Source organism: Shewanella sp. (genome assembly GCF_041630135.1).
Lineage (GTDB): Bacteria > Pseudomonadota > Gammaproteobacteria > Enterobacterales > Shewanellaceae > Shewanella.
On the sequence record NZ_JBFKLW010000003.1, the window covers coordinates 84,365 to 103,177 of the forward strand.

An 18,813-nucleotide genomic window follows, 5' to 3' on the forward strand; every position below is an offset into this window, starting at 1 on the left:
TTTTTTATACCAAAAACCGACACTTCTTGTTAGGATCCTGTGCTTTGATTATCGCTGGAGATCCCAGATTTGAGCGCTGCAGTACACCCTCTCTCCCGTGCCTATTTACAGGAATGTTTTCAAACTGATGTGGTGCGTATTCGCCGTGAGCTCAGGGAGCTTGAACGCTTGTCGGACGAGGCTGTGCGTAATGAAAAGCGTGACGCGCTTAGCGAGCGTGCACAGGCTGCAAGGGGCAGGGTTACTGAGCGGCTGAATAACCGTCCCAACATCAGCTATCCCGAAAATCTGCCGGTTTCCCAGAAAAAAGATGACATCGCGGCGGCCATTGCCGCTCATCAGGTGGTTATTGTGGCCGGTGAAACCGGTTCGGGTAAAACCACTCAGCTGCCGAAAATTTGCCTTGAGCTTGGCCGTGGCAGCCGTGGTCTGATTGGCCATACTCAGCCTCGTCGCCTGGCGGCGCGCAGTGTTGCCACCCGGGTGGCCGAGGAGTTGCAAAGTCCCTTGGGTGAGGCGGTGGGCTTTAAGGTGCGCTTTGCCGATGCCATTAATGAAAACAGCTATGTGAAGCTGATGACTGATGGCATTTTGCTGGCAGAGCTGTCATCCGATAAATTTCTGAATCAATACGATACCCTGATAATCGACGAGGCCCACGAGCGCAGCCTTAATATCGATTTTATCCTTGGCTATTTGAAAGAGCTGCTGCCAAGGCGGCCCGATCTGAAAGTCATCATCACCTCGGCAACTATCGATGTTGACCGTTTCTCCAGGCACTTCAACAACGCCCCTGTGATTGAAGTCTCTGGACGGACCTATCCGGTGGAAACCCGCTACCGGCCACTGGTGAAGGATGATGAGCCTGATCTGGACTTAATGGATGGCATTTTTGAAGCCGTTGACGAGCTGTTGGCTGAAGGCCCGGGCGATATTCTCATTTTTATGAACGGCGAGCGGGAAATCCGCGACACTGCAGAGCAGCTGTCCAGACGCAATTACCGCGATACCGAAGTTCTACCCTTGTACGCACGGCTTTCTTACGGTGAGCAATCCAAAGTATTTAAATCCCACACAGGGAGGCGGATTGTGCTTGCCACTAACGTGGCAGAAACCTCGCTTACCGTGCCCGGCATTCGTTATGTGATTGATCCGGGCACCGCCCGAATCAGCCGCTACAGCTATCGTACCAAGGTGCAGCGTTTGCCGATTGAGCCCATCAGTCAGGCCAGCGCCAACCAGCGTCAGGGACGCTGTGGCCGGGTAGGGCCGGGCATTTGTATTCGCCTTTATGCTGAACAGGATTTTCTATCGCGGCCGGAATTTACCGACCCTGAGATTCTGCGCACTAACCTGGCATCGGTCATTCTGCAGATGCTCTCCATCGGGCTTGGTGATATCAAGGGCTTCCCCTTTATCCAGCCGCCGGATGAGCGCCATATCAAAGACGGCTTCTTGCTGCTCGAAGAGTTGCAAGCCATCACCCTTAAAAAGGGCTTGCCACACATGACCCCCCTTGGGCGCAAGCTTGCCCATGTGCCGCTCGATCCACGTCTTGCCCGCATGGTGATTGAAGCAGCGAACAAGGGGGCGCTGCACGAAGCTCTGGTGGTAACCTCTGCGCTGTCTATTCAGGATCCCCGCGAGCGTCCGCTTGAGAAAAAGCAGGCCGCCGATGAGGCTCACAGCCGTTTTGCCGATAAAGACTCGGACTTTGTGTCCTTGCTGAATCTGTGGAACTACATCAAGGAGCAGCAAAAGGCGCTCTCTGCCAGCCAGTTCCGCAAACTGTGTAAACAGGATTACCTGGCTTATTTGCGGGTGCGCGAATGGCAGGACTTGTACACTCAGGTGCGCCAGAGTGTGCATGAGCTTAAGTTCAAGTTAAACAGTGTGCCTGCCGACTACGACAGCCTGCACCGTGCCTTGTTGTCAGGCTTGCTTAGCCATATTGGTTTTAAGGACAACAACAACGAATACCTGGGCGCCCGCAATCGCCGTTTTTATGTGTTTCCCGGCTCGCCGCTGGCGAAAAAAGGTCCCAAGTGGATTGTCGCTGCAGAGCTTACCGAAACCAGTCGGTTGTTTGCCCGTGGCTGCGCCAAAATTGAGCCGGAGTGGCTTGAGGAGCTGGCAGCACACCTGATTAAAAAGCAGCATAACGAGCCCCATTTTGAGGCTAATCAGGGGGCGGTGGTCGCGTTCGAGAATCAGGTGCTTTATGGGCTTTCCGTCGTGAATCGCCGTAAGGTTCAGTACGGCCCCATCAATGCTATCGAAGCGCGGGAGATATTTATCCGCAGCGCTCTGGCGGAAGGGCAGCTCAAAACCCGCGAAGCCTTTTTCCTGCATAATCAACAGCTGCTTCAGGACGTGGAAGAGTTGGAGCACAAATCCCGCCGCCGTGACATTCTGGTGGACGAGCAGGTGCTTTTTGATTTCTACAATGAGCGCTTGCCTGAAGGTATTTATAATGCGCCACGCCTCTACAGCTGGTGGAAAGAGGCCAGGCGTAAACAGCCTGAGCTTTTAAACTTCAGCGAAGAAATGCTCTATGCCCGCAGCACAGGGCATGTCTCCAAACTTGATTTTCCCGATAAGTGGCATCAGGGCAATTTACGTTTTGCCTTGAGTTATCAGTTTGAACCCGGCACTGAGGATGATGGCGTCAGCGTGCATATACCGGTGGCATTGCTTAATCAGGTGGAAGACACAGGTTTTGATTTCCTGGTACCTGGCCTTCGTGAAGAGAAATGTGTCGCGCTGATTAAATCCTTGCCCAAGGCGCTTAGGCGTAATTTTGTGCCGGCGCCGGATTATGCCCGTGCCGCCGTGGAGGCCATGTCGCAGGAGATGCCGCTGCTGGATTCCTTATGCCACAGGCTGCTCAGAATGACAGGCACCCGGGTGTCTGCAGATGACTTCAACACTGACGAGCTGCCAGTGCACCTCAAGATGAATTTCAAAATTGAGGATGACAAGGGCAAGTTGGTAGGGCAGGGACGGGATTTGGATGCGCTCAAGGCCAGTTTACAGGAGGTGGTGGCCAAAGCCATTCGTCAGGTCGCCAGGTCGGGCATTGAGCAGTCGGGGCTGACTGGGTGGACCATTGAGGCACTGCCTGAGCAATTCCAGCGTCGCAAGGGCAACTACGAAGTGAAGGCCTATCCTGCACTGGTGGATGAAAAAGACAGTGTGGCGGTACAGCTTTTTGACGATGAGCACCAGGCAGCAAAGGCCCACGCTCAGGGGGTGCGTCGTTTGCTGCTGATCAATATTCCATCGCCAGTTAAGCATTTACAGCAGGCATTACCCAATAAAGCCAAACTCGCCATGTACTTTAATCCCTTTGGTCAGGTGCAGCTGCTGATAGACGACATTATCGATGCGGCAGTGGCGCAGATAATCGACTCTGAACAGCTCAATGTGCGTGACCGGTCTGGCTTCGAGCTGGCAAGAGACAAAGTTCGCGCCAGCCTTAATGAAGTGGCCGAAGGATTGGCGCTTAAAGTTGAGCAAATTCTTACTCTGCACAACGCCATTAAAAAACGTCTGAAAGGCAAAATAAGCCTCGATATCGCCTTCGCTATGAGCGATATCCAAACCCAGCTGGACAGTTTGGTTTACAAAGGTTTTGTCGGTGATTGTGGTCATGGGCGGTTGGCGGATGTGATCCGCTACCTGAAGGCCATTGAATACCGACTGGAAAAACTGCCGGTGGACCCGGTAAGGGATAAGCTACAGTTATTATCAATTCATAAAGTAGAACAGGCGCTTGAGGCGCAGCTTGCCAAGGTGCCCAAGAGTCAGCCTGCACCAGCGCATTTACAGGAAGCGCGTTGGTTAATAGAAGAGCTCAGGGTTTCATTATTTGCCCAGGTGCTTGGTACATCGGTGCCGATTTCTGAAAAACGGGTATTACTGCATATTCACCAATAAGTCTGTAAGTTTACTCATTGGGAATAGGGGGCGTGATCAAGATCACGGCCCTTTTTTTTAGATTAATACCCCTTTGTAAATATTTTTCAAAATTCCACCTTTTACTGCTGGCCAACTGCGGTATTTTTAGCCTAGGTTTAGTGGGTGCTGAATAGCTTGTTTCTGCTTATGAGGCTGTAAACAATCGAAATTAGCGTTTGATAATCATGATCAGACTACAAATAGCAGTAAATAGATGATCTGGATCAAGTGCCTATCCGATTACCGATTTAGGGGTATACAGTTTGTTAACACTGGACAGGTATGATCAGACCCGAAAGAAAAGCTGCTGTAACCTTCTGAACCTTCAGTAAAGAGTCATGGCACACAGTGGGCATTGCCCGAGGCCAACGGAGGACACATGAGTTCCCATCCCCAAAACAATGAAAAGAGCCTGGAGCTGAAGATCTTTATCTTTCTGACCGTATTCCTGGCGCCACTGCTGGCCGTTGGTCTGGTGGCAGCCTTAGGCTTCGCCATCTGGCTTGGCCAAATCTTTACCGGGCCGCCAGGTGCCGGTTGATGCACAAAAACCAGAATAAATTTAACTGTAGTGGAATGTCCAATGAGCAATGAACTTCATGTAACCAGCCTGATTGTCCAGGTGTTACCGGAAAAGATGTCCGAGGTGCGTGGCCAAATCATGGAAATGGCCGGTGCCGAGCTTTCCGTCAACAACGAGGTCAAGTTGGTAGTGGTGCTTGAGGGCAGCTCCCAGAAAGACATTTTGGCCAGTATCGAGGCCATTAATGCGCTGCCTGGTGTGATGTCAGCCACCATGGTCTATCACCAGAGTGAAGTGCTGGAAGAGGATGAGCAATGAAAATGAACAGACGTGACTTTATGAAGGCCAATGCGGCAATCGCTGCGGCCGGTGTTGCCGGGTTGGCTATGCCAGCCGGTGCCAGTAACCTGATTACCAGCTCCGAGCAGACCAAGCTTGACTGGAACAAGGCACCATGCCGTTTTTGTGGTACCGGTTGTTCTGTGATGGTCGCAACCCGTGAAGGCCGTGTTGTGGCCACCCACGGCGATGCCAACAGTGAAGTAAACCGCGGTCTTAACTGTATCAAAGGTTACTTCCTCTCCAAGATTATGTACGGCAAAGATCGTCTGCAAACCCCAATGCTGCGTATGACCAACGGTCAATACGATAAAAACGGCGAATTCACCCCAGTCAGCTGGGACAGTGCTTTCGATATCATGGCCGAAAAGTGGAAAGCCACCATCAAAGCCAAGGGCCCAACTGCAATCGGTATGTTTGGTTCAGGTCAGTGGACAGTGTGGGAAGGTTATGCTGCATCCAAGCTGATGAAAGCCGGTTTCGGTTCAAACAACATCGACCCTAACGCCCGTCACTGTATGGCCTCAGCCGTAGTGGGCTTTATGCGCACCTTCGGTATGGATGAGCCTATGGGCTGCTATGACGATATGGAAGCTGCCGACGCCTTTGTGCTGTGGGGCTCCAACATGGCAGAAATGCACCCTATTCTGTGGAGCCGCGTGACTGATCGTCGCCTGAGCGCTCCCCATGTCAAAGTTGCCGTGCTGTCTACTTTCGAGCACCGCTCCTTTGAACTTGCCGACTTGCCTGTGGTCTTCACTCCACACTCAGATCTGGTCATTCTCAACTTTATCGCCAACTACATCATCCAAAACGACATGGTAAATCATGACTTCGTTAAGAAGCATGTTAACTTCCGTGAGGGTGTGACTGATATTGGTTACGGTCTGCGTGCGACCCACCCATTGCAGCAAAAGGCGAAAAACGTTGCCACGGCAGGGGAATCGAGCCCCATCGATTTCGCTGCGTTTAAAGACTTTGTGTCTGAGTACACACTTGAGAAGACAGCCAAGATGTCCGGCGTGTCTGAAGACAAGCTGGTGGAACTTGCCAAACTGTATGCCGATCCCAACACCAAGGTTACCTCCTTCTGGACCATGGGTGTTAACCAGCATACCCGCGGCGTATGGTGTAACAACCTGATTTACAACATCCACCTGCTGACAGGCAAGATCTCTACTCCCGGCAACAGCCCATTCTCGCTGACCGGTCAGCCTTCTGCCTGTGGTACCGCACGTGAAGTGGGTACTTTTGCTCACCGTCTGCCTGCAGACATGGTAGTGGCCAATCCCAAGCACCGTGCTATCGCTGAAGGTATCTGGAAAATCCCTGACGGCATTATTCCTCCGAAGCCAGGCTACCACGCGGTAGAGCAGAACCGTCGTCTGAAAGACGGTGACATCAATGCTTACTGGGTGCAGGTAAACAACAACATGCAGGCTGCGCCTAACATGATGGAAGAAACCCTGCCCGGCTATCGCAACCCTGCCAACTTTATTGTGGTGTCAGATGCGTACCCGACTGTGACCACTCAGGCTGCCGACCTTATTCTGCCAACCGCCATGTGGGTTGAAAAAGAGGGCGCCTACGGTAACGCCGAACGTCGTACCCAGTTCTGGCACCAGTTGGTGAAGGCACCAGGCGAGTCACGTTCAGATCTGTGGCAGCTGATGGAGTTCTCCAAGCGCTTTACCACTGATGAAGTGTGGCCAAAAGACGTGCTGGAAGCGAACCCATCTTACAAGGGCAAAACCCTTTACGAAGTGCTGTACAAGAACGGTAACGTAGACAAGTTCCCGCTGGCCGACCGCGACGCCAAGTATGCCAACGATGAAGCTGAACACTTTGGTTTCTACGTGCAAAAGGGTCTGTTTGAAGAGTACGCCACCTTCGGCCGCGGCCATGCCCACGATTTGGCTCCCTTCGATATGTATCACGAAGCCCATGGTCTGCGCTGGCCTGTAGTGGATGGCAAAGAGACTCTGTGGCGCTACCGTGAGGGCTCAGATCCGTATGTGAAGCCAGGCAAAGGTTTTGAGTTCTACGGCAAGCCGGACGGCAAAGCAGTGATTTTCGCACTGCCATACGAGCCGCCTGCAGAATCTCCTGATGCCGAATACGATATGTGGCTGTCTACCGGCCGTGTGTTGGAGCATTGGCACTCAGGTTCTATGACTCAGCGTGTTCCTGAGCTTTATAAGGCCTTCCCGGATGCTGTTTGCTTTATGCACCCGGATGATGCCAAGGCTCGTGGTCTGCGCCGTGGTGATGAGGTTAAGGTGGTATCACGTCGTGGTGAAATGCTTACCCGTGTTGAGACCCGTGGTCGTAACAAGCCACCTAAAGGTTTGGTGTTTGTTCCTTGGTTTGACGCCAGTCAGCTGATCAACAAGGTAACTCTGGATGCGACAGACCCTCTGTCCAAACAGACGGACTTCAAGAAATGTGCTGTCAAAGTGTTGAAGGCTTGAGGAGACAAACAATGAAAACAATGAAAACACTCTCTGCGCTTGCTCTGGTTGCCTTCGCCTGTCTGGCCAATGCCGGCACAGTAACCGATGAAAAAATTGCTACTTTGCGTCAGGCACCATTGCACGTTGAGGTGACACCGCCTGCCATGCAACAGGTGATGAACAAAGACGTAAAACAAGCGCGTAACTATCCGATGCAGCCGCCTGTCATTCCACACAAGATTGACGGCTACCAGCTGGATCTGAAAGTGAACAAGTGTATGTCGTGCCACGCCCGCACCCGTACCGGTGAGTCTCAGGCTCCTATGGTCAGTGTGACTCACTATATGGACAGGGAGAATAACTTCCTGGCGGATCTGTCACCACGCCGTTACTTCTGTGTGCAGTGCCACGTTCCACAGCTGGATGCTAAGCCACTGGTTGACAACGAGTTTATTGACATTGATCACCTGTTGAAAGCCGAACAGCCAAAGGCTAAGCACTAGGAGTTACTATGTGGGAAAAGCTTAATAAAATTTGGCAAGTACTCAGGAAACCCAGTGTGCACTATAGCTTAGGTTTCCTGACCCTCGGTGGTTTTGTGGCTGGCATCATCTTCTGGGGTGGTTTTAACACCGCCCTGGAGGCGACCAACCAGGAAGCGTTCTGTATCGGTTGTCATGAAATGGAAAACAACGTCTATGAAGAACTGAAGACGACTATCCACTTCACTAACCGAAGCGGTGTGCGTGCAACCTGTCCTGATTGCCATGTGCCACATAACTGGACCGATAAGATTGCCCGTAAAATGCAGGCATCAAAAGAAGTTTGGGGCAAGATATTTGGTACTATCAACACCCGTGAGAAGTTCGAGGCCAAGCGCCGCGAGTTGGCAGAGCACGAATGGGCACGTTTAAAGGCGAATGACTCGCTGGAGTGCCGTAACTGCCACAACTTTGATTACATGGACTTTACCCGTCAGTCACCGAGGGCAGCGCAAATGCACTCCACCTCACTGGCCAGCGGCGAAAAGACCTGTATCGACTGCCACAAGGGTATTGCGCACCACCTGCCTGACATGTCTGGTGTTAAAGGCTGGTAACCCAGTGTAAACTGAATAAAAAAACCGTGGCTTGCCACGGTTTTTTATTCCTTGAAGGTTTTACTGTCAGCCACGCAGTAGTTAACCCCCATTAAAAAAGCCCGGCTATGGCCGGGCTTTTTGCTTTTTTTAAAACTTAGCGCGCGTTGGTGCTCTCAAATATCTTGTCAGCTGAGGCTGCCACAAAGCCTGGATACAGGCGGCCATCTTCGAGTGGGAAGCGGCGGGCAAATTCATAGAAACAGCTTGGTACCATCCGCTTGCCATCGGTGAACTCTACTATGGCCTCGTCAGCCAGGGTAGATGACTGCTTAAGTTTCACTTCTTCACTGCCTTTGATTTCGCCGCCTGAGGTATTCAGCGCAAAACCGGCGGCCTTGAGGGCATCATTCACAGAAGTCAGAGACTCAAAGTTTTTCAGGGCGTTAACTGATACGGTGAAGTGGTTGGCGCGGAAACCCCATACAGAAACCCAGGCCGCATACTCGCTTTCAGTCAGCAGGGTTTCATAGGTGGCCTGGTCTATGTGCCAGTGACGGCCTGAGTAGAGGAAGTTATCAGCAGTCACGGCCGCAACATCGATTTGCTCAACCAGCTTGTGTACTGTGGCTTGCAGCTCGGGCGAGCATTTCTCCAGCAGCAGTTCGGAAATAAATACTTTGGGTTGGGTGGCATCCGGGTGCTCGAAGTGTTTTGCATAGAGCTTTTTGGCTTCGAAGTGGTACTCGCCACACTCCACATAGCCCAGGGCCAGAAAGTGAGCGGCCAGTTTTTCCAGGTTAATCTTCTCGATGTTGAAGGTGCGCAGCGCGATATGGTCGTTTTGCACGTCATCCTGCTGTGAAGAGCCGAGCAGAGCGTGGATCTTCTGTGCAGAAGGAGTGACTGACACATAGTCCTGCCAAAGGTTGGAGAAGAGTTCATTAATCTGGGTGTGCATGTTGTTAATCCTGGTAATGCTAACGTTTGGTACGTGTTGGTTTGGTTAAATTAAATAACAAGTCCCGGGCTCAGGTTCGCCGGCAGGCTAACGCTGCTTGCTTCCACTGATGACACCGGATAAGCGCAGTAGTCGGCTGCATAGTAGGCGCTGGCTCTGTGGTTACCACTGGCACCAATACCGCCGAAGGGCGCTGCACTGGATGCACCGGTAATGGGTTTGTTCCAGTTAACAATGCCGGCGCGGATACGGCCGAAAAAGTGTTCGTAATCAGCTTCGTTGTCGGCCAGCAATCCTGCAGACAGACCAAAGGCGGTGTTGTTGGCTTCGTCGATGGCAGCGTCGAAGTCGTCGTAACGGTACACCTTAAGCAGTGGGCCAAAGTGTTCTTCGTCCGGCAGTGCTGCTGCCTGAGTCACATCTATGATGCCGGGAGTCACAAAGCCCAGAGCCGAGTCAGGCTGGGTCAGTTCAATTAGTGATACTCCGCCAAGAGCCTGGATATCAGCCTGAGCCTTAACCATGGCGGCCGCCGCTTTGGCGCTTATCATGGCACCATAAAATGGTTGGATCTCGGCAAAGGGTTGATCCACGCGGATTTGGCGGGTGGCTTCGATCAGCTTGGTCAGAATAGCATCACCGTTGGCGTCGTTTTTAACAAACAGGCGTCTGGCACAGGTGCAGCGCTGACCGCTGGAGATAAAGGCTGATTGGATGATGTCGTGCACTGCAGCATCGATATTGGCCACATTGTTAACTATAAGCGGGTTGTTACCGCCCATTTCCAACGCCAGGATCTTACCCGGCTGACCGGCATACTGCTGATGCAGCAGGTGACCCGTGTTTGAGCTACCGGTGAAGAACAGACCATCGATACCCGGATGGCCAGCCAGCGCCTTGCCGGTTTCCACTTCGCCCTGCAGCAGGTTAATTACACCAGCAGGCAAGCCTGCGTTTTGCCACAGCTTAACGGTAAACTGGGCCACTTTTGGTGTCAGTTCCGAGGGTTTGAACAGCACAGTGTTACCGGCAATCAGCGCGGGCACTATATGGCCGTTGGGCAGATGACCGGGGAAGTTATAAGGCCCAAATACCGCCACTACGCCATGGGGCTTGTGACGAATAAAGGCGCGGGCTCCCGGCATGGGGTTTTCCACCGTGCCGGTGCGTTCGCTGTGGGCCTTGATGGAAATGGCGATTTTGCCGGTCATGGCAGCCACTTCGGTACGGCTTTCCCACAGCGCTTTGCCGGTTTCTTCAGCAATAAGTCGCGCCATGGCTTCACTGTGTTCAGTCAGCCGTGCAGCAAAGGCCTGAACAATGGCCACACGTTCAACGAGCGGCATGGCTGACCAGTGATAAAAAGCACTACGGGCAGCTTTTACCGCAGTATCGACCTGCCCGGCATCGGCGCCATTTCCACACCAGACAGTTTCGCCGGTAGCGGGATTGATTGAAGTGAAAGTCTTGCCGTGTCCAACGTGCCAGACGCCATTAAAAAACTGGCAGTTTGATGGGTTTTCAATAACTGGACTCATTTGGCCCCCTTGTCGAGATTTAAGTAACGGACCAGTTCGCCTTCGTTGACCTTTAGCAGGTCTGCCATAGCAGGGCTCATCAGAATGCTGTGGGTTTCGGTGTCCAGGCGGCACTCATCAGTGACAGTGGCGCGGAATGCTTCGCTGTCACAGTTACAGACTGCCAGCTGAAATTCGCCTTTGTGTTCTGCCGGGTTTTGACTGATCACCACCTTGACTCTGTGGCTTTGGCGTACCGACTTGATTTGTTTAAGCTGGGCTTCCACTGTAGGGCCTGCATCGAACAGATCCACATAGCCGCGATGCATAAAGCCTTCGTTTTCCAGAAGCTTAAGTGCAGGAATTGTATTTTCGTGCACCTGGCCTATGGTATTTCGGGCCGCTTCGGGCAATAAATCAACATAGATGGGATAGCGGGGCATCAGGTCGGCAATAAAGCCTTTGTTGCCAACACCAATCAGGTAATCGGCCTTGGAAAATGCCATATTGAAGAAACTTTGTTGCAGCCATTTCCAGAAGGGGGGCTGACCGTTCTCATCTGCTGCGCCGCGCATTTCGGCAATCACCAGTTTGGCAAAACGTTTCGGATGCTCGGCCATAAACATAAAGCGTACTTTGGACAGTAAACGCCCGTTGAGCCCAACTCTGAATGGTTCACGCAGGAACAGGGTACAAATTTCAGTAACCCCCGTGTAATCATTGCCCATGGTCAGCACCTCAACCGGATTGAAGATATCCAGCTCTTTGCACTGATGTACCACTGTGCTTTTATGGAAGTGATATAAGGGGCTGGAAAGACCGACAGAGGCTTCAATGCCTGACACTCCCAGGATTTCGCCAGTTTGGGTGTCTTCGAGCACAAACAGATAACCCTGGTCTCCGGGTCTATCAATTGAGGCACTAAAGCTGTGCTCTGAATGGGCAATCTTTTGAGTCAGTTTTTGTTCATCGAGGGGCAGGGAAGTAAAGCCTGCACCGGATTCCTCGGCCATGGTTCGCAGCGCAGGATAGTCCGAGCCCTGAATTGGACGGATCAATAACATAATGCTGTTCTCTTGATGTGCATGAAGACGGCCGGATCAAACTCCGGCCGTTCAAGGTCTTAGGCCGCGTTAAGCTTGGCAACCAACTTGGCGATGGCAACCTCAAAGCGAGCCAGACCCTGTGCAATATCCTGCTCAGGAATGATCAGCGACGGCGCAAATCGAACAACATTTTGGCCAGCCATCAGGACCAGCAGGCCTTCTTCTGCGGCAGCCAACATAAAGTCTCTGGCTTTACCTGCGTAATCGGCATTGAGTGCAGCGCCCAGAAGCAGACCCTTACCACGTACTTCGGTAAATACCTTGTACTTCTCATTAATCGCCAACAGACCGTCGCGGAACAGCTGCTCACGCTGTTTTACGCCATTTAATACTTCGGGGGTGTTGACGGTATTAAAAGCAGCCAGGCCAACGGCACAGGCCAGCGGATTACCGCCGTAGGTGCTGCCGTGGGTGCCTACAACCAGATGCTTGGCCAGTTCAGTGGTGGTGAGCATGGCGCCAATGGGGAAACCACCGCCAAGTGCCTTGGCTGTAGTCAGTACATCAGGGGTGACGCCCAGACCCATATAGGCATACAGCTCGCCGGTGCGGCCGACGCCTGTTTGTACTTCATCGAATACCAGCAGAGCATTGTGCTGGTCACAAAGCCCACGCACGCCCTTGATGAATTCAGGGGTTGGGTTGATGATGCCGCCTTCGCCCTGCAGCGGCTCCAGTACCACGGCGCAGGTGCGGTCAGAAATCAGTGCTTTCAAGCTGTCGAGATTGTTGTATTCGGCATGGTCGATATCGGCTGGCTTGGGACCAAAACCATCGGAGTAAGCAGGCTGGCCACCCACAGATACGGTAAACAGGGTGCGGCCATGGAAGCCTTGTTTAAAAGCAATAATCTGTGACTTATCAGCGCCAAACTTGTTCAAGGCCACGCGGCGAACCAGTTTCAGGGCGGCCTCGTTGGCTTCGGCGCCTGAGTTGGCAAAGTAGACCTTCTCGGCAAAGGTGTTATCAACCAACTGTTGGGCCAGCATCAACGCCGGCTCGTTGGTCATGGTATTGGACAGGTGCCACAGCTTTTGGGCCTGCTCAGTCAGGGCATTGACAAGTACGGGATGACAATGACCCAAACAGTTAACGGCGATACCACCGGCGAAATCAATAAATTCGCGGCCTTGTTGATCCCAAAGACGCGAGCCTTCACCTTTGACCGGAATTATCTGAGATGGTGCGTAGTTGGGTACCATCACTTCATCGAATAAACTTCTGTTGATATGCATGCAAAGCCTCTGTTTTTGTATTGTTTTATTGTGGGCTCAAGGCCCTTTCTTTAGTTATCCCTGTATTATATTGAGCATAAGTTGCAAATTGCAGTGGCAAAAATGACAATATTGCAACTCGACTGGTCAATTTAACGGGGTTGTTTGGCAAAATGATAAGCAAAGAAGATGAGCGTCTGCTGGCGTTGCTGAAAAACGATGCCCGTATCAGCGTATCGGATCTGGCCCGTGCATTGGATTTATCGCGCTCAACGGTGCAGACCCGTATTGCCCGTCTGGAGCAAACCGGTGTGATTAAAGGTTATGGTGTAGAGCTTGGTGAAGCCTACACAAGCCATCTGGTGTCGGCCCATGTGGCCATTAAGGTAAAGCAAAAGTTCACCACCAAAACGAATGTGGAATTAAAGAAGATGCACAGGATCAGTGAGCTCTACGCCATCAGTGGTGAGTATGACCTGATTGCTGTGGTACAGGCGCAAACTACAGAGCAGCTCAGCCACCTGCTGGATGATATTGGCAACCTGGATGGGGTAGAGCGCACCACCTCATCGGTTATTCTGGAAACCAAATTTAAACGTTAACGGCAGGCAGTCTGAGGTTGTGTTTTTTGGCGATTGGTTTTCAACTGTTTATCACAGGTGGCATTGTTTAATTTCTGCAATGAGCGCGCTGGCCAGTGGCGTGGCCGTATGACTCTTGGAAGTGATTAGCATCACCGGGATCTGGTAGGAATACTTTTGCGGCAAAATGGCCTTAAACAGGCCTTTTTCGACCCAATGGCTGGCGTAATGCTCCGGCAGATAGCCAATAAACTTGCCCGATAGAATAAGATGGGCGATGCCTTCATCATGGTAGGCGGTGGCGGTGTTCTGATAGTTAAGATCATCATTGCGCATCTCTTTGTCGCGCATGTAGTTACTGGTGATCACCTCGGCGTTTTGCAGCAATTTTGGCATTTTGTCTGCAGTGCTATCAAACAGTGGATGGCCCACACCGCAATATAAGTAGTTGGTTTCATTATGCAGCGGATGGTAATCGAGTCCGCGTAGATGATGACGGCTTACGCCAATCCCTACCAAAGAGCGGCCGTTGACCACCGAGGTTTCCACCTCCCGCGCCTCACATACGTTGATATCGAACTGAATATGGTTGCTCTTTGCCTTCAGCGCCGAAATCACCCCTGCGATGTCGCAGCGCGGGTCACTCACCAGAGTATCAATAACCGCAATGCTGACCCGGCCGGCAAGCTCCTGTTTGGCGCTGGCCACTGTGGATGCAAAGGCGTCGCAATGCTGCAACAGCTCAAGTGATGCCTGATAGGTCACCCTGCCGGATTCGGTCAGTTCAAAACCGCTGCGGCCGCGCTTACAGAGTTTAATGCCGAGGCGCACTTCCAAATCTGACAAGTGAGCGCTGATGGTGGAGCGGCCAATGTTAAGCCTGGATTCGGCCGCCGACAGGCCGCCGCACTCCACTATGGCCACGAATATCCTCAGCAGTTTTAAATCGACGTCATGAACCTGCACTTATGCTTTCCTGTGGTGGCTGTCTATCGAATGCTGCTCAGTTGCCAACAAACCTGCCAGACAATAGTTCGATAAATCCGGAATGAATTACGGTTATTGTGCATTTATAAAACTTCAGCGGCAAGCTAGCATGGGGGCAATAGGGGTAAACCATGGGTTTTGCCCACAAATAAAAACGATAAAACAAATTGTTAGGAGCCAAAGATGCGTTTTAGATATGGTGTTGACCATCTCACTCTCGAAACCGTAAACGGCATTGCCAACGGCAGTATTCAGGCAGAGCTCTGCCAGCAAGCCATCGACAAGATCAACGCCAGCCGCCATAACGTGGATCTGATGGCCGCATCCGATAAAGCCATTTACGGCATCAACACCGGCTTTGGCCCCCTGTGCGATACCCAGATTTCCCCTGCCGAAACTCACCTGCTGCAAAAGAACCTGCTCATCACCCACGCAGTGGGCGTGGGCGAACCCATTGCCAAATCCATCTCCAAGCTGATGCTTATCACCAAGGTGCATGCACTCAGTCAGGGCTTTTCCGGTATTCGTCTCGACGTGGTTGAGCGTATGCTGGCCTTTATCGCCCTTGACTTGATTCCTGTGGTGCCTGAGCAGGGCTCTGTGGGCGCATCCGGCGATTTGGCGCCGCTGTCGCATCTGTTTTTGCCGCTGCTCGGCGAAGGTGAATTCTGGCAGGGCGAAAAGATAGTGTCTGCCCGTGAGGTGCTAAAGGCTCATGGTCTTGAGCCGCTGGAGCTGCACGCCAAAGAAGGCCTGGCGCTCATTAACGGTACCCAGTTTATTTTGTCCCACGCCATCACAGCCCTGACCAAGATGGGCTATTTGCTGGATTTGGCCGACATGGCCGGTGCCATGAGCATTGAAGGCATGCAGGGCAGTCAGTCGCCATTTCGTGCCGAGCTGCACGAAATTCGCCCCTTTGCCGGCAACATCGAAGTGGCCGCCCGTATGCGCAGCTTCTTCAAAGACTCTGAGAACATGGCCTCTCACGAAGATTGCGATCGGGTGCAGGATCCATACTCGCTGCGCTGTATCCCGCAGGTTCACGGCGCCTCGCGTAACGCTTACAACCATTTGAAAGAGCTGGCCGAAATTGAAATGAATTCGGTCACCGACAACCCGATCGTCATCAGTGCCGAAGAGGCCATTTCCGGTGGCGGTTTCCACGGCCAGCCGCTGGCCATGGTACTGGATTACACCTCCATTGCTGCGGCTGAGCTGGGTAATATTTCAGACCGCCGTTGCTATTTGCTGCTCGAAGGCCTGCATGGGTTGCCGCGTCTGCTCACCACCTCGGGTGGTCTTAACTCTGGCATGATGATCCCTCAGTACGTCACCGCAGCGCTGGTTACCGAAAACAAATCCCTGTGCTTCCCGCCATCGGCCGACAGCGTGCCCACCTCCATGGGCCAGGAAGACCATGTGTCCATGGGCAGTATCTCGGGCCGTAAGCTGAATCAGATCTTGGGTAACCTTGAGAAAATCTTCGCTATTGAGCTGATGTATGCCGCCCAGGCCATTGATTTTCGCCGTCCCAACCGCTGCTCAGACATCATTGAGCAAAACCATGCGCTCATTCGTGAAAAAGTGGCCAAGCTCGAAGAAGACCGCCTGCTCAAGCCCGATATTGATGCCATTATTGCGCTGGTGAAGGCTCAGGCCTTTACCGTGAAGTAAGGGGGAGGATGACAAGCATGGAAACCAATATGACTTTTGCTGAACAAATCAAACAAGGGATCCCAACCGAGCTGCCTGTACCAAAGCCCTATCCGGCCGATGCCAACCGCGCTCCCAAGCGTAAAGACATTCTCACCGCCGCTGAAAAGCAGCTGGCAGTACGTAATGCGCTGCGTTATTTCCCGGCCGAGTGGCATCAGGAACTGGCTGCAGAGTTTGCCAAAGAATTGAACGATTTTGGCCGCATTTACATGTACCGCTTCAAGCCAGAATACGCGATGAAGGCCCGCGCAATCTCTGACTATCCCGCCAAGTGCGAGCAGGCCGCCGCCATTATGCTGATGGTCGATAACAACCTTGACCCGGCCGTGGCTCAGCATCCCGAAGAGCTAATCACTTACGGTGGCAATGGCGCTGTGTTCCAGAACTGGGCCCAGTATCGCCTCACCATGAAGTACTTAAGCGAGATGGAAGCGGATCAGACCCTGCACCTTTACTCTGGCCATCCAATGGGATTGTTCCCATCGTCTGTGGATGCACCAAGGGTAGTGGTGACCAACGGCATGATGATCCCTAACTACTCCAAGCCAGACGACTGGGAGCGTTTTAATGCTCTTGGCGTGACCCAGTATGGCCAGATGACCGCAGGCTCCTTTATGTACATAGGCCCTCAGGGCATTGTGCACGGCACTACTATTACCGTGATGAACGGTTTCCGTAAGGTACTGGAAAAAGGTGACAGCCCTAAAGGCAAGATTTTCCTCACCGCCGGACTTGGCGGCATGAGTGGTGCCCAGCCCAAGGCCGGTAACATTGCCGGTTGTATTACCGTGTGCGCCGAGGTCAACCCCAAGGCCGCCACCAAGCGCCACGCCCAGGGCTGGGTGGATGAGCTTATCGACAACATGGATGCACTGGTTGCCCGGGTTAAACAGGCTCAGGCCAACGACGAAGTGGTGTCTATTGCCTTTATCGGCAACGTGGTAAACGTATGGGAAGCGTTCGATGAGCATGATATTTTTGTGCATCTGGGCTCGGATCAAACGTCCCTGCACAACCCCTGGTCAGGCGGCTACTACCCGGTGGATATCAGCTACGATGAGTCAAATCGTTTGATTCGTGAGGAGCCAGAGCTGTTTAAAACCAAGGTTCAGGCCACCCTCAAGCGCCATGCTGATGCGATTAATCGCCATACCGCCAAGGGCACTTACTTTTTTGACTACGGCAATGCCTTCCTGCTGGAAGCCTCCCGCGCCGGAGGCGATGTGATGGCCGACAACGGTATTGACTTCAGGTATCCATCTTACGTGCAGGATATTCTGGGCCCGATGTGCTTTGACTATGGCTTTGGCCCATTCCGCTGGGTGTGCACCTCAGGTAACAGCGCCGACTTGGACAAGACTGATGCGATTGCCGCCGAGGTGCTTGAGCGCATTATGGCTCACTCACCGGAAGAAATTCAGCAGCAGATGCAGGACAACATCACCTGGATTAAGGACGCCAAAGAAAACCGGCTGGTGGTGGGCTCTCAGGCGCGTATCCTCTATGCTGACGCTGAAGGGCGCATGGAAATCGCCAAGGCCTTTAACGATGCTATTAATCGCGGTGAAATCGGCCCAGTGGTGCTTGGTCGAGACCACCACGATGTGAGCGGTACTGACTCACCATTCCGTGAAACCTCCAACATCTATGATGGCAGCCGTTTTACTGCCGATATGGCCATTCATAACGTAATTGGTGATAGCTTCCGCGGTGCCACCTGGGTCTCTATCCACAATGGTGGCGGGGTAGGTTGGGGCGAAGTGATCAACGGTGGCTTTGGCATGTTACTCGATGGTAGCGAGGCTGCAGAGCGCCGTTTAAAATCCATGCTGCTGTTTGATGTGAACAACGGTATTGCCCGTCGCAGCTGGGCCCGTAACGAAGAGGCCAATTTTGCTATCAAACGGGAAATGGCCCGCACGCCTAAACTGAAGGTGACTCTTGCCAGTTGTGTCGATGACAACATCATCAACGCCCTGAAATTTTAATCTGGTAATGTGATGCCTTATTGAAAAACGCCCCCAGTGGGCGTTTTTTATTGGTAGCCGAATGATACTGACGGCGAGTGAACCTTTAATCACAGAGAATGGAATACGCTAAAGCACCATGGTCAATTCTCTCTGCTTATTTGACTATGTCAGCTTAAATTGACTTGAAGGCTTTTACAGGCCACACGACCAGCATCCATTGCAGGAGACAACCGTGACCCTTGAACATGAATTGAACAGTGCGGAAGGTCAATCGGCTATTGATTTGAAGGTCTTGCTTAGCCGCCATGGCAATGAAGGGCATTTTTCAGCTGATATTTTGGCTTTGTTGCAAAAGGGACAATGCACCAGGGAGGCGTCATGGCTGTTAAAAGCCTGGCTTGAATC

The 18,813-nt window shown here is 52.4% G+C and carries 14 protein-coding genes; 9 read left to right on the forward strand and 5 right to left on the reverse strand.

Going from position 1 to position 18,813, the window contains the following annotated elements; all coding sequences use genetic code 11:
- Nucleotides 1–69: 69 nt before the first annotated feature.
- The 6 genes from hrpA to ABYK60_RS01710 all read left to right on the forward strand — a co-directional run bounded on the left by hrpA (nucleotide 70) and on the right by ABYK60_RS01710 (nucleotide 8,374).
- Nucleotides 70–3,939, forward strand: coding sequence for an ATP-dependent RNA helicase HrpA (gene hrpA, locus ABYK60_RS01685; protein WP_372870182.1), 3,870 nt, complete (start codon nucleotides 70–72; stop codon nucleotides 3,937–3,939).
- Nucleotides 3,940–4,339: 400 nt separating this feature from the next.
- A complete protein-coding gene (locus tag ABYK60_RS01690) occupies nucleotides 4,340–4,501 on the forward strand; it encodes a periplasmic nitrate reductase, NapE protein (RefSeq protein WP_372870183.1) in 162 nt (53 codons plus the stop codon).
- Between the two features lie 42 nt (nucleotides 4,502–4,543).
- Complete coding sequence (locus tag ABYK60_RS01695) at nucleotides 4,544–4,801, forward strand: chaperone NapD (protein WP_372870184.1); 258 nt, start codon at nucleotides 4,544–4,546, stop codon at nucleotides 4,799–4,801.
- A 2-nt stretch (nucleotides 4,802–4,803) separates the two neighbouring features.
- On the forward strand, nucleotides 4,804–7,293 hold the full coding sequence (napA, locus tag ABYK60_RS01700; protein WP_372870211.1) for a nitrate reductase catalytic subunit NapA: 2,490 nt from the start codon (nucleotides 4,804–4,806) through the stop codon (nucleotides 7,291–7,293).
- 11 nt (nucleotides 7,294–7,304) lie between these two features.
- Nucleotides 7,305–7,778, forward strand: a complete 474-nt coding sequence (locus ABYK60_RS01705; RefSeq protein ID WP_372870185.1) for a nitrate reductase cytochrome c-type subunit — start codon at nucleotides 7,305–7,307, stop codon at nucleotides 7,776–7,778.
- Between the two features lie 8 nt (nucleotides 7,779–7,786).
- Nucleotides 7,787–8,374 (forward strand): cytochrome c3 family protein, encoded by a 588-nt coding sequence (locus ABYK60_RS01710; RefSeq protein WP_372870186.1) that lies wholly within the window; start codon nucleotides 7,787–7,789, stop codon nucleotides 8,372–8,374.
- A gap of 136 nt (nucleotides 8,375–8,510) precedes the next feature.
- Here ABYK60_RS01710 and ABYK60_RS01715 read toward each other — a convergent pair whose 3' ends face one another.
- The 4 genes from ABYK60_RS01715 to ABYK60_RS01730 are packed head-to-tail and all read right to left on the reverse strand — an operon-like array spanning nucleotide 8,511 to nucleotide 13,172.
- Nucleotides 8,511–9,314, reverse strand: a complete 804-nt coding sequence (locus ABYK60_RS01715) for a DUF1338 domain-containing protein (RefSeq protein ID WP_372870187.1) — start codon at nucleotides 9,312–9,314, stop codon at nucleotides 8,511–8,513.
- 50 nt (nucleotides 9,315–9,364) lie between these two features.
- Complete coding sequence (gene astD, locus ABYK60_RS01720; RefSeq protein ID WP_372870188.1) at nucleotides 9,365–10,852, reverse strand: succinylglutamate-semialdehyde dehydrogenase; 1,488 nt, start codon at nucleotides 10,850–10,852, stop codon at nucleotides 9,365–9,367.
- Nucleotides 10,849–11,895: an arginine N-succinyltransferase gene (gene astA, locus ABYK60_RS01725; RefSeq protein WP_372870189.1), complete on the reverse strand. Its 1,047-nt coding sequence runs from the start codon at nucleotides 11,893–11,895 to the stop codon at nucleotides 10,849–10,851. The genes astD and astA overlap by 4 nt, the downstream gene beginning before the upstream one ends.
- Nucleotides 11,896–11,954: 59 nt before the next feature.
- Nucleotides 11,955–13,172 (reverse strand): aspartate aminotransferase family protein, encoded by a 1,218-nt coding sequence (locus ABYK60_RS01730; RefSeq protein WP_372870190.1) that lies wholly within the window; start codon nucleotides 13,170–13,172, stop codon nucleotides 11,955–11,957.
- Nucleotides 13,173–13,324: 152 nt separating this feature from the next.
- Between ABYK60_RS01730 and ABYK60_RS01735 the strand changes: the two genes are divergently transcribed.
- A complete protein-coding gene (locus ABYK60_RS01735; RefSeq protein WP_372870191.1) occupies nucleotides 13,325–13,753 on the forward strand; it encodes an Lrp/AsnC family transcriptional regulator in 429 nt (142 codons plus the stop codon).
- Nucleotides 13,754–13,804: 51 nt separating this feature from the next.
- Here ABYK60_RS01735 and ABYK60_RS01740 read toward each other — a convergent pair whose 3' ends face one another.
- On the reverse strand, nucleotides 13,805–14,698 hold the full coding sequence (locus ABYK60_RS01740) for a LysR family transcriptional regulator (RefSeq protein ID WP_372870192.1): 894 nt from the start codon (nucleotides 14,696–14,698) through the stop codon (nucleotides 13,805–13,807).
- 204 nt (nucleotides 14,699–14,902) lie between these two features.
- Here ABYK60_RS01740 and hutH point away from each other — a divergent pair, with 204 nt between their 5' ends.
- Nucleotides 14,903–16,396, forward strand: a complete 1,494-nt coding sequence (gene hutH, locus ABYK60_RS01745) for a histidine ammonia-lyase (RefSeq protein WP_372870193.1) — start codon at nucleotides 14,903–14,905, stop codon at nucleotides 16,394–16,396.
- A 17-nt stretch (nucleotides 16,397–16,413) separates the two neighbouring features.
- Complete coding sequence (locus tag ABYK60_RS01750) at nucleotides 16,414–18,426, forward strand: urocanate hydratase (protein ID WP_372870194.1); 2,013 nt, start codon at nucleotides 16,414–16,416, stop codon at nucleotides 18,424–18,426.
- Nucleotides 18,427–18,813 lie beyond the last annotated feature (387 nt).

Bases quoted from the DNA above. Each gene is read 5' to 3' on its own strand.
- napA (WP_372870211.1), top strand. From the start codon at position 4,804: ATGAACAGACGTGACTTTATGAAGGCCAATGCGGCAATCGCTGCGGCC.
- ABYK60_RS01735 (WP_372870191.1), top strand. From the start codon at position 13,325: ATGATAAGCAAAGAAGATGAGCGTCTGCTGGCGTTGCTGAAAAACGAT.
- astD (WP_372870188.1), bottom strand. From the start codon at position 10,852: ATGAGTCCAGTTATTGAAAACCCATCAAACTGCCAGTTTTTTAATGGC.
- ABYK60_RS01715 (WP_372870187.1), bottom strand. From the start codon at position 9,314: ATGCACACCCAGATTAATGAACTCTTCTCCAACCTTTGGCAGGACTAT.
- hutH (WP_372870193.1), top strand. From the start codon at position 14,903: ATGCGTTTTAGATATGGTGTTGACCATCTCACTCTCGAAACCGTAAAC.
- ABYK60_RS01730 (WP_372870190.1), bottom strand. From the start codon at position 13,172: ATGCATATCAACAGAAGTTTATTCGATGAAGTGATGGTACCCAACTAC.
- ABYK60_RS01750 (WP_372870194.1), top strand. From the start codon at position 16,414: ATGGAAACCAATATGACTTTTGCTGAACAAATCAAACAAGGGATCCCA.
- ABYK60_RS01705 (WP_372870185.1), top strand. From the start codon at position 7,305: ATGAAAACAATGAAAACACTCTCTGCGCTTGCTCTGGTTGCCTTCGCC.
- ABYK60_RS01690 (WP_372870183.1), top strand. From the start codon at position 4,340: ATGAGTTCCCATCCCCAAAACAATGAAAAGAGCCTGGAGCTGAAGATC.
- ABYK60_RS01695 (WP_372870184.1), top strand. From the start codon at position 4,544: ATGAGCAATGAACTTCATGTAACCAGCCTGATTGTCCAGGTGTTACCG.
- astA (WP_372870189.1), bottom strand. From the start codon at position 11,895: ATGTTATTGATCCGTCCAATTCAGGGCTCGGACTATCCTGCGCTGCGA.
- ABYK60_RS01710 (WP_372870186.1), top strand. From the start codon at position 7,787: ATGTGGGAAAAGCTTAATAAAATTTGGCAAGTACTCAGGAAACCCAGT.